A 10407-nucleotide genomic window follows, 5' to 3' on the forward strand; every position below is an offset into this window, starting at 1 on the left:
TTTATTTCAGAGGTTGAAAGTACAAAGGAGAGATATGAAATTATGGGAAAAGTGGCAATACCTAATGGTGTGGAGGGGGAAGAGGCAGTATACAGGGAGCAAATAATAAGAGAATATTCAGGAAATCCTTTTATAGAGGCACTTCCTCCTATTTATGCTCCTGAAGAAGTGGTCGAGAAGTTGGCTGTTTATCCGTATTACAGTGAAGAAGAACGGAATCTCGATGCACACTACAGGATACATCTTACCCAAAAACTTTTTCAGTGTTTTCAGCCTCTACCCCAGCATTTAGATTTAGAAAGCAGGATTTCAAGAGTCATACGGCAGGGATACTTACCGAGGAACCCTATAAGTAAAGAATATGTAATAAGTTTAAAGGATGGATATAGGGCTGTACAGAATTGCGACATTAATGCCAATCAGCAGTTTAGGACAACTGCTTGTGGTTTTACTATCATTGGCGTATCAGGTATGGGAAAGTCTGTGTCGGTCAATAGGGTTCTATCTATGTATCCGCAGGTTATTGTACACAGCAGGTATAAGGGGCAGGGATTCAGTTTCTACCAGTTGGTGTGGCTAAAGTTGGATTGCCCCTTCGATGGCAGTGTGAAAGGGCTTTGCATTGACTTTTTTAACAAAGTGGACCAACTAATGGGGACTGATTTTTACAGGAAGGTTGCTAACTCAAAGAAGCCTGTCGACTATATGCTGACGCTTATGTGTCAGGTGGTAAGAAATACTGGGCTAGGCTTGCTTATTATCGATGAAGTCCAGCATCTGTGCGGGGCAAGAGGCCTTGGCGATGAAAGGATGCTTAACTTTTTTGTAACTCTTGTCAATACCGCAGGAGTACCTATTATATTAATAGCAACTCCCAAGGCTATGTCAATTTTACAGAGTGAATTCCGACAGGCAAGAAGGGGTTCAGGCCAGGGGGATATGGTGTGGGAAAGGTTACAGTATGATGAAAACTTTGAAATACTGCTGGATTCCCTTTGGCAGTATCAGTGGACGAGGAAAGAAAGCATATTAACAAAGAGCATGCGAGAATTGTTGTATGAAGAATCTCAGGGAATAATTGATATAATCTGTAAAATCATTGTCATGGCACAAACTATTGCAATTTCCACTGGAAAAGAGCAGGTTGATGAAAAATTAATACAACAAGTAGCAAGAGAACATCTCCAATTGGTTAGACCGATGATTTTAGCGTTGAAATCGGGGAACATTAGGGAGATTGCTAAATATTCTGATATTTGCACGGCTGAGATTGACTATGGCAAGTTAGTGAATCAGGAGAAACTGCCAGTAGAAATGCGGATGAGAATAAGGGCAATAAAGGAGCAAAAGGAAAAAAGGGAAAAGGAAAATAAAACTTCAAAAATGGAACAGGCTCTTTACAAGTTAGCGGAACTTGGTATTGATGTTGCAAAAGCCAGAAAAGCCGTTGAAGCAGTGTTTGAAGCAGAAGGCCATAATATAGATGAAGGACAACTTGTTATAAAAGCGATTCAGGTTCTTTCAGGAAACACAACGGAAAAGAAGTCTAAAAAAGTGAAGACTACTCCGAAATCAGAAAATGACTTGCGCTATATTGTGGAGGAAGGTAGAAATCAGGGGAAATCGGCATATGATGCGCTAAAGGACAAGGGATATATCAAAGGAGAGAGGAATGACACTTTGTTCAAGGCGGTGTAATTTAAATGATGCATTTTTTTCCAACCCCATATCCTGATGAAATCCTTTATAGTGTATTGGCACGCTATAGTGTTCGCTGTGGGATTACAAGTTATCAAACTATCATGGAGAGCATATTTGGAAAGTGTAGTTCCAGGGCTGTAATGGAAATGCCTTTTAATTTGAATTCGCTGGTATCTAACCTACCTGTGAATTGTCCTTATACTGCTGATGATTTGATTTATAATCATACTCTGTACCCATTCTTTACTGCATTTCTTCCAAAAGAACGGGCAGAAGAAGTAAAACAATTAATGCTGTCTGAAGGTGGAAGCAAAATTTATGGTAAAGCAGGTATTATCGGCAGTAGGATTCCACTAAACCAATATTTAAGATTTTGTCCCAAATGCTTCGAAGAAGAGCAGAAATTGTATGGTGAAGGATATTGGCACAGGTTGCATCAGATACCCTTTGTAATGGTGTGTCCTATACATAAAGCGATTCTTCATAATAGTACTGTTTTAGTGCGGGGTCATAATCCACAAGCCTATGTACCTGCTGACGCTGATAACTGCATTAATAATGAATTACTTTATTTCAAACCTGAAACGATAGAGAAGTTTGTACTCATTGCTCAAGATGCAAGATTATTGCTTGAGAACCGGTATCCATATAAGCCGTTTAAATGGTTTGCCAAACAGTATTTAGAACGGTTTAAGGAATTAGGATATGCTAATGTAAATGGTAAAGTGTATTGGGAACAAGTAAAAAGGGATTTTATAAATTTCTACGGACTTGAGTTTCTGAATGCTGTCTATTCAAATGTATGGGATAAGGAACAGGGAAGGTGGCTGAAGGAAGTTACGCACAGCGATGCGAAGGCAGTGTATCCAATTCGGCACCTGATGCTGGCAAGATTTTTAGGAATAGGAGTAGAAGAACTTTTTATAAAAGAGTTAAATTACAGACCTTTCGGAGAAGGACCTTGGGTATGTCTTAATCCTGCTGCTGACCACTTTCTTGAACCTGTAATAAAAGACGTAGAAATAAAGTATAGGCGTAGAAATAAGAACACTAATGGTTTTTTCAGATGTCCCTGCGGATATGAATATATGGAAACAGTTACAAGAGAACAAGGAGAAAGGGGTAAGGGGCGGCGCAGATTTGTCAGGGTTGTAGAGTATGGACATGTATGGAAGGCTAAGGCTCATGAATTGCATGAAAGTGGAGTAAGTATTCAGGAAATTGCAGTAAGACTTAATGCAGATATTAGTACTGTAAGAAAGTATATTTCTGAAAAAGGACAGGAAAAAAGCAAAAAGTTAGTAGAACGTAATAGTGTTGCTTCTGCGGAGTTTGAAGTAAAAAGACAGTATCACAGGGAAAAGTGGCTTCAGATAGTCAGGGAAAATCCAGACAAAGGCAGACTTGAATTACGGAGGCTGGGTAAATATACCTGTACCTGGTTATGCAGGAATGATAGGGAGTGGTGGGAGAAAAATACTCCTGCAAAGAAATACGTTCAGGCTTACAGTAATGTTGATTGGGAAATTAGGGACAAGGAAATCTTACAGCATGTTAAGCAAACTGTTCAGGAAATATTAGAAAGTGATGAAAAACCTCAGAGAATCAGCCTGCGGTTGATTAAAACTAAGTCAGGACTTAAGAGTTTCGATTTGCAACTAGATAAATTACCACTAACCAAGTCATTCATCAATTCTGTTATAGAGGCTCCTATGGAATTGCACAAGAGGCGTATACAATGGGCAATTGATAAACTTAATGAAGAAGGCAAGGCATTGACTGTTACTAATATTACTGCCATGACAGGTGTAGGTAATAGATATAGGAAGCAGGTTGTGGAAGAGATTAAGAGGGTGTTAGGGGAGTTGGGTGAAAGGTAGTAAGGTGTAAGAAAGTAGGTGCTTTTGCTGGTTATATAGTGTAAAATAAAGGTAAATAGTACAGATTAGTAGAATATTGTGAAGTAAGAAATTTAGAAATAAGAAATTTATATGATTGGCAGATAAGCAGGAATTTCTTTGTGAAATTGAAAGGAGTTTTGAAATTGAAATGTGCATATTGCGGAAAAGAAGCAAAAGGAACTAAAGAACATATTATTTCACGTGCAATTCTTAATTTATTTCCAGAATGCTATTTAACATTTGATGGTGCAAGACATGTGATTCACGAGGCAGACCCGGTGGTCAAAGATGTTTGTGAAGATTGCAATAAAAATAGAATCTCTTATATTGATAACTATGCAAAAGAATTTATTAGCCGATATTTTACGAGAAAATACAACGAAAATGATATAGTTGAAATCGAATATGATTATGTGATGATTCAAAAATGCTGTTAAAATATGCATTTAATGATATGCGGTCTCATAAAGAAGATTGCTCATTTTATGACAAAGAAATGCTTTATTACCTTATGAACGCATGCGATAATGTCCCGAAGGAAAATGTGACAGTACTATGTGGATTGGCGATTAATGTGTCTCCTATGCCTGATGCAATGTTTGGAAATCTGAAATTGCGATGGTGCAAAGACCCCTTCTTTTATTCAAATAGTACAATAAGAAATATTGATTATGAAACGGGTCAGGTTTTTCTTAATGAAACTGTAGAAAAGGAGGAATTTCCTGATTTGAAATTTTCATATTTGTTTAGGTTTAATAGTGTACAGTTTTTGTTGTTGTGCTGGAATAAAAATTCGGAGAAAATCGAACAGAATAAGGTTGTTTTAAAGTGCCAATATCCATATTACTTAATGAATGCTAATGATAAAAAAGCAGTTATACCGCTATGTACAGATGAGTTAAATTATCATAAATTTGAACATATACATGTACGCTGGGATGGACTGTTTGAAGTGGGGTTAATGAGAAAATATGCGAGTGGTGGGACATATGGATATAAAGAATCATATGAAAAAGAATGGATAGAAGAAGAAAAAAGAATAAAAAAACATCCACGTTAAGAGTGTGTTGTATTATGGTTTCCTATATTTTGAGTAAGTAATTTCATTGATAAATTCCAATTTATAGTTGGGTTGGTTCGTAATATTCTTATAATGCAGCATAAAGAACTTAAATCACATTTCAATACATATAAACCAAGCAGAACTCTTCCCATTAGACTTTGCTTATATTTTTGGAAGGACATTATTTTCTTTTTGGAATAAGTTTATTTACTTTGGAACGACTTTATTTTCATTTAGGAACGACTTAAGAGTTATTTGATTCACAAAATAAAACAACAAAAAATAGCGCAGAAAATAAAATACATATGATAAAGTCGTTCCATGTTGTTAACATAAATCATATCAAAGCGTACTTATTCATATTTTTATAGTCTATAACTCTGAAACCCTGATAACATCTGTACCCTATAACCCTTATATTTCAAGGTTTACAGCACATTGAGGTCAGGGAAAGACTTTATTTTCATTTTAGAACAACTTATGACTTGTTTATTTAAAGCAAAATGATAACAAAACAGCGTAAATAATTAAACACGTACGATAAAGTCGTTCCGTATTGTTAACATAAAGCATAGTTAAGAGTATTTGCCTGCATTTTTATAGCCTGCAATCCTGAATTCCTGATATCATATATACCCTTAAATACTGGTATTCCAAGGCTTACAGCATTATGGTGTTAGAGAATGACTTTATTTACTTTTTAGAACAACATTATTTTCATTTTGGAACGACTTAACCTGATTTTATCAAAAACCTTAACCCTTACCCCCTAAATCCTTAGTCCTATCTATGTGAATATAAAATAAACTCATTCCCTCCCCAACTCCGCAAACCCGCATGGTTGATGGATGGGAGAAAATGGATGAAAATAAAGATGTTCCGTAAAATGGATAGTTGAATTGAATTAAATGGGAAAAATGGAAGGGATATTAGGAAATAAAGTCGTTCCATAGAAGAGGTTTTAAAGGGATAAGGATTAAGGGAAAAGGGATAATGACAGAAATATAAAATCCTTTGTAACCAGCATAATAAGTGGATTACAAAGGATTGATTTGTTAAAAGGATGCATAACTTAATTCCTTAAACCTTGCCCCTTAACCCTGTTCCAAAGGAACATCTTTATTTTCAGCGGAACGACTTTATTTGCTTTGGAACGAGTTTATTTGATGTTTACAACATCTGTGATTATCAAATAAAGTCTTTCCAACCTCATCCCCGCAAACCCGCATGGCTGATGGATGGGTAAAAATGGATGAAAATAAAGATGTTCCTCAAAATGGATGGTTTGATTGAATTAAATGGGAAAAATGGAAGGGATAAAAGTAAAAAAAGATTTCAGAAGGGGTATTTTTTTCCCATCCACCATTCTATGGCCATCGTTAAAATACTCTTTTAGCATCAGTTCATAAGTCATAGTCAAGGAATGTTTGGCAGAACTATAGTAGAACCTGTTTATTGCAATTCTGAATATGCGCTTTATTTCTTCGTCGACATTAATACCATCGCCGACAATATCTGCATGCTTTCTTGGTCGCCCAAGTTTTACGCCTTTGGTATTCCTTTCTTTACCTCTACCGCCACACCTGTCATAGTCAGGCAGTAGGGCATTTACTATCTTGCCTCTTATCCAATACCGTTTCAGATATTTATAAATTACTTTCTCTGAAAGTCCGTATTTTTGTGCAACTGTTTTTACATGTTTAGCCCTTTCCCTTGGATAATAAATTTCAGGTTCTAAAATAACTATACTTGATATAGCCTCCCACGCTCTGTCCCTTATGTCTTTAGCCTTCTCTGACAGTAATTCCTCATCAACAACTCTTGAAAACGGGTCTTTATCAAGCATTATTGCTTCCTCTGTATCCAAGGCTACTTTGTACTCGCTTATTGTCTTTGCATAAGGAAGTTTATTGGCATTTACATCAATGACATAAGTTAAGTCGCTCATTTCATCTAACCATAGAATCCGTTCAATTACACTCTCCCCTTGTGCCTCGTTTCCTATCCACTCAATTAAAGCATTAACCGTTAACACTTATTATTCCCTCCTCCATATCCTTAACAACTTGAATACTGTTTGCGGGAACATTTAAGTCTATTGGTGTTTCCATATCAATCTTAATCGCTTTTACGGCAACCAGATAACGGAACAAGAACAGGCCTGTCCCTGTATCCAGAGCATAATCATAATCAAAATCAGCAATTACACTCCGTATGGATTTTGTACTGTTAGCAAGCCTGAACTGAAGCGCTGAACCAAGTTCAACTATATCATCCTCATTAAACCTCATGTCAGGCAGCATATGTATTGATGAAAGCGCCCATTCTATGTTTTTGGCTTTATCACGGTTTATGTCTTTCTCCGTCACAATAGCCCAGTCCACACCTTTTATTTGCCAATACCTGCGCTCCATTTCCAACTTTTCAAGCGTTGTTTTTCTCTCAAGAATTTTTGATGATTTCACACTCCTTGCAGCATATGAGGTTTTCCCATTCTTCAACTTAACGGTAATTAGAAATGTTGTGGTAAGGACATATGGACAGCCAGTTTTTTTGTCAATAAACAGATTCTTGCTAATATCCTGCTTATCTTGGACAACTTCATCAAAATCCAGCAGCGGATAAAACTCCCGAATATCGATTATTTTGTTCCCTTCGTCAAATTCTAAAAGGTAAAAGTACCAGGTTTCAATATCCGCCATAAAATGATGAACCCTTCCCGTTTTGATTCCCTTGATACGGCTGCACCTCCCCCTTGAGGAGAAATCTGTAACAGTAAGCCAGGGTTTATATTCCTTTCCTTCTCCCTGCCCCCTACCCTCCTGTAACCATTTATTTAATTTATTTTCATCCCAATCTATTTTCCGTTTAGCCATGCAGATACCTCCTGAGTTTAGGAGTCATGGGTTAAGGTAAATAGTATTAAGGCAATTGATTTAAAATCATTTTTCAATCTAGAATCATTACTCATTAACCCTTATTCTCCTAATCTTAAAAAATAAAAAATGCCACTGACATCAGTTGGACACCTCTATGGGTGACTGTGTCAATGGCACTTGGTCCATTTCCCTTAAACCTATTCCTATTATATCATGGACCGACTTTATTTTAAACGTAAAATCTGACTTGAAATAATATGCAGTAGTCGGATAAAATTCTGTGTAACCAACATAAGGAGGTATTTTATGAGGCATAGTGTTTTTACAACTATAAAATTGGTAATTCTCGTCAGTATATTCTTGCTATCATTTACTATAATTGCAGAAAATATATTTATTCGCTTTATTGCAGGTTCTCTACAAGGCATATTCCTTATAATACTTCTTTCTTTTACCGTAAAGGTTCAATCATTCTTTAAAAAAGATAAGAAATATTAAAGTTATGAGAAAAAGGTTTTGGTAGGTTTTTAATCTACTAAAACCTTTTTGCCGTAAAATTTAGTCCAGTATATTTAAAAGATTAAATGTATCGTGCTGTCCTTTAACATTTCTAAAAAGATAGCATTATCTATGATTTTATCTTGCTCTTCAATTGAATTATCCTGCTTTTTTCTCGTGAATTTAATCCTTCTCGTTTGCCTGTGACTATTAACAAAGGTATCAATATTTTGCTCATCTATATATCCAAGCCTAGTCCATTCATAAATCAGAAAATCATTTGATTTAAAGGTTATGGAAGTGTTGCTCCTGTCCTTAAAGCGCTCGTCTTTATAAAGCATTTCCTTGGCCTTAGAAACAAATTCATAGGTATCCCTGTCACTGCTGAAGATAGTTATAATATCAATGCTTCCACTGTAATAATAGGAAAGGATATAACTTAAAACGGCAATAGATATCTCTCCTGCATTCTTCTTCTGAATTCTTCCGTTTGAAAGTTTTCTTTGGTCTAGTCCCTCTTCATAAAACACGCTAAGCCATTCCTCATAAGGGTCTAAATCCTCTATAGGCCTATTTTTTAAGATGTTTTTCTTGATAAAACTAACAAGCCTGCTCACATTGTAGCAGCAATGCAAAAACAGATAGTATAATTCTGCTTCTTTGTAATCCACCAATGTTAAATAATCAACTTCATCTATAATTTGGACCTTCGAATAATGTTTTAAATCATTTATGTAACTTTTTCTATTATCACTATCACAGACCTCAACCCATACCCATTTGGGGATAAGAATCATATCATACTGGCTAAATATCTTTTCAGGGCTGACGCTCTTGCGTACCCATGTTAAAAATTCAACAGAGTTATTATCCAGGATGCAAACTTTGAGAGACATGCCCGTGGAAAGGTATTTTTTTAATTCTTTTATGCCTTCTCCTTTCATTTGGCAAGTCCCTCCACTCCTTTTTTAATTTTATTCTTTAGCGTGAGCAGAAACTGATAATTATCTTTATGATGGGAGACATCTGGGTTTTCTTTCATAACACTTTGTATTTTCTTCTCCAAACCACCTAAACTTACAACATATGAGGGTTTCACTAACTCTGCATCCAATTCCAAATCTATAAATTTCTGCACTAAGTTCTCAGGTTTATTATCAAAATGCTCAAGAATTTTTTCTTTTAAATCCAAATCATTATATTTTGTAACGGCTTCTTCAAACAGTTCTATCAGTACTGCCTTATATGGTGCCTTATATACATCCATGCATTTTATGACTCTGTCGATAAAATCTTCATCATCTAATGAATAGTAGTAATCGTACACATTGCCAAAAATCATTTTTGCAGCAAAATAATCTGCTTTTCTTTCATTTAAATCCATATCAACGGCAATGTTATGGGTCTCATCCCTTAAACTGAGGTCATAGAACAAATGATATATTTCATGCCATGCAACAAAATATTGGTAGACACGGGGCTGTGCTGTATTGATAACTGGTATTTTAATACTTCCCTTTGTAATAATAGCCCCGCCCCAATACTCATCATCAATAGGAATCTGGATTAAATGCTTCTCTTTTAATACCGAAAAAGACAGTTTATCCTGTCCCGTTACCCTCGACTTATTAAATCTGACTGTAAAATCATTTGTTAATCTTAATATATCATCTTTAATCAGGTTATTTTTTTCAATAACCTGCTCAAGATTATTACTCGTTATTAATTCCGACATAATCTGCACCTTCTTAATTGTAATACAGTTCGCACATATGAACTATATCCTCTAAAATACCAAACATCTCTTGAGCATTAGGGTTCAGGGCATGATTCTCTGGAGCATTGTCAGACAGCACAAAAACAGGTTCCTTTTTCGCATTGTACTTTGGAACATAATTTAGTAGTTGTTCTTCATCCATGTCCTGGCTGTCCAAAATCTTTTGAATATGGGTTTTGAATGTAGCGAGGCTGTCGACTTCTCCTTTGATTAGTTTATCTAAAGTAGGCCGTGAAATATTAGTAAGCCTTGAAAAGGAAGACTTTGTATATCCATTGTCTTTAATGATATTTAATATATTTTTACCGATTAGTTTTCGATTTTCGAATAATAATTCCATGCTCATTTTTTACACCTCCTACTTTATTATACACCAAAAGTGTAAAAAAAGATACGGTTTGTAAAAAATATTTTTACAAGGTTCGTTGTATAATTAAATGCAACACCAAAAAAATATAGAAGGTTCGTTGTATAATTAAATGCAACACCAAAAAAATATAGAACCATAGCGAGAAAATCATGTATAATATTTTTAACCAAAAAAAAATAATACAGTGAGGTGCTCGCTATGGCTAATTCTAATTGTAA

At 35.5% G+C, this 10407-nt stretch carries 10 protein-coding genes; 5 read left to right on the top strand and 5 right to left on the bottom strand.

Annotation, left to right across the window (positions count from 1 at the left end; genetic code table 11):
- Nucleotides 1-42: 42 nt before the first annotated feature.
- The 4 genes from EJN67_RS11585 to EJN67_RS11595 all read left to right on the top strand — a co-directional run bounded on the left by EJN67_RS11585 (nt 43) and on the right by EJN67_RS11595 (nt 4662).
- Nucleotides 43-1698, top strand: coding sequence for an ATP-binding protein (locus tag EJN67_RS11585; RefSeq protein WP_129724465.1), 1656 nt, complete (start codon nt 43-45; stop codon nt 1696-1698).
- A 5-nt stretch (nt 1699-1703) separates the two neighbouring features.
- Complete coding sequence (locus EJN67_RS11590) at nt 1704-3581, top strand: TnsD family Tn7-like transposition protein (RefSeq protein ID WP_129724466.1); 1878 nt, start codon at nt 1704-1706, stop codon at nt 3579-3581.
- Between the two features lie 140 nt (nt 3582-3721).
- The gene (locus EJN67_RS14290; RefSeq protein WP_243641298.1) at nt 3722-4039 is read left to right on the top strand and encodes a hypothetical protein; all 318 of its coding nucleotides are present in this window, start codon (nt 3722-3724) and stop codon (nt 4037-4039) included.
- A complete protein-coding gene (locus EJN67_RS11595) occupies nt 4030-4662 on the top strand; it encodes a hypothetical protein (protein ID WP_243641299.1) in 633 nt (210 codons plus the stop codon). The genes EJN67_RS14290 and EJN67_RS11595 overlap by 10 nt, the downstream gene beginning before the upstream one ends.
- A gap of 1297 nt (nt 4663-5959) precedes the next feature.
- Here EJN67_RS11595 and EJN67_RS11600 read toward each other — a convergent pair.
- Both EJN67_RS11600 and EJN67_RS11605 read right to left on the bottom strand, forming a co-directional pair.
- On the bottom strand, nt 5960-6700 hold the full coding sequence (locus EJN67_RS11600) for a hypothetical protein (protein WP_129724467.1): 741 nt from the start codon (nt 6698-6700) through the stop codon (nt 5960-5962).
- Complete coding sequence (locus EJN67_RS11605) at nt 6687-7541, bottom strand: TnsA endonuclease C-terminal domain-containing protein (RefSeq protein ID WP_129724468.1); 855 nt, start codon at nt 7539-7541, stop codon at nt 6687-6689. The genes EJN67_RS11600 and EJN67_RS11605 overlap by 14 nt, the downstream gene beginning before the upstream one ends.
- 309 nt (nt 7542-7850) lie before the next feature.
- Between EJN67_RS11605 and EJN67_RS11610 the strand changes: the two genes are divergently transcribed.
- Nucleotides 7851-8042, top strand: a complete 192-nt coding sequence (locus EJN67_RS11610; protein ID WP_129724469.1) for a ribonuclease BN — start codon at nt 7851-7853, stop codon at nt 8040-8042.
- A 74-nt stretch (nt 8043-8116) separates the two neighbouring features.
- Here the strand turns inward: EJN67_RS11610 and EJN67_RS11615 are convergent, their stop codons facing one another.
- Genes EJN67_RS11615 through EJN67_RS11625 form a run of 3 tightly spaced genes read right to left on the bottom strand, consistent with a single transcriptional unit; the run spans nt 8117 to nt 10165 of the window.
- Nucleotides 8117-8986 (bottom strand): hypothetical protein, encoded by an 870-nt coding sequence (locus tag EJN67_RS11615; protein ID WP_129724470.1) that lies wholly within the window; start codon nt 8984-8986, stop codon nt 8117-8119.
- Nucleotides 8983-9777 carry an ImmA/IrrE family metallo-endopeptidase gene (locus tag EJN67_RS11620; protein WP_129724471.1) on the bottom strand — a complete coding sequence of 265 codons (795 nt, stop codon included), beginning with the start codon at nt 9775-9777 and terminating at the stop codon, nt 8983-8985. The genes EJN67_RS11615 and EJN67_RS11620 overlap by 4 nt, the downstream gene beginning before the upstream one ends.
- Before the next feature lie 13 nt (nt 9778-9790).
- Nucleotides 9791-10165 (bottom strand): helix-turn-helix domain-containing protein, encoded by a 375-nt coding sequence (locus tag EJN67_RS11625; RefSeq protein WP_129724472.1) that lies wholly within the window; start codon nt 10163-10165, stop codon nt 9791-9793.
- Nucleotides 10166-10407: the final 242 nt, after the last annotated feature.

Source organism: Xylanivirga thermophila (assembly GCF_004138105.1).
In the GTDB taxonomy this organism is placed as follows: domain Bacteria; phylum Bacillota; class Clostridia; order Caldicoprobacterales; family Xylanivirgaceae; genus Xylanivirga; species Xylanivirga thermophila.

Bases quoted from the DNA above. Each gene is read 5' to 3' on its own strand.
- EJN67_RS11585 (WP_129724465.1), top strand. From the start codon at position 43: ATGGGAAAAGTGGCAATACCTAATGGTGTGGAGGGGGAAGAGGCAGTA.
- EJN67_RS11590 (WP_129724466.1), top strand. From the start codon at position 1,704: ATGATGCATTTTTTTCCAACCCCATATCCTGATGAAATCCTTTATAGT.
- EJN67_RS11595 (WP_243641299.1), top strand. From the start codon at position 4,030: ATGCTGTTAAAATATGCATTTAATGATATGCGGTCTCATAAAGAAGAT.
- EJN67_RS11605 (WP_129724468.1), bottom strand. From the start codon at position 7,541: ATGGCTAAACGGAAAATAGATTGGGATGAAAATAAATTAAATAAATGG.
- EJN67_RS11610 (WP_129724469.1), top strand. From the start codon at position 7,851: ATGAGGCATAGTGTTTTTACAACTATAAAATTGGTAATTCTCGTCAGT.
- EJN67_RS11615 (WP_129724470.1), bottom strand. From the start codon at position 8,986: ATGAAAGGAGAAGGCATAAAAGAATTAAAAAAATACCTTTCCACGGGC.
- EJN67_RS11620 (WP_129724471.1), bottom strand. From the start codon at position 9,777: ATGTCGGAATTAATAACGAGTAATAATCTTGAGCAGGTTATTGAAAAA.
- EJN67_RS11625 (WP_129724472.1), bottom strand. From the start codon at position 10,165: ATGAGCATGGAATTATTATTCGAAAATCGAAAACTAATCGGTAAAAAT.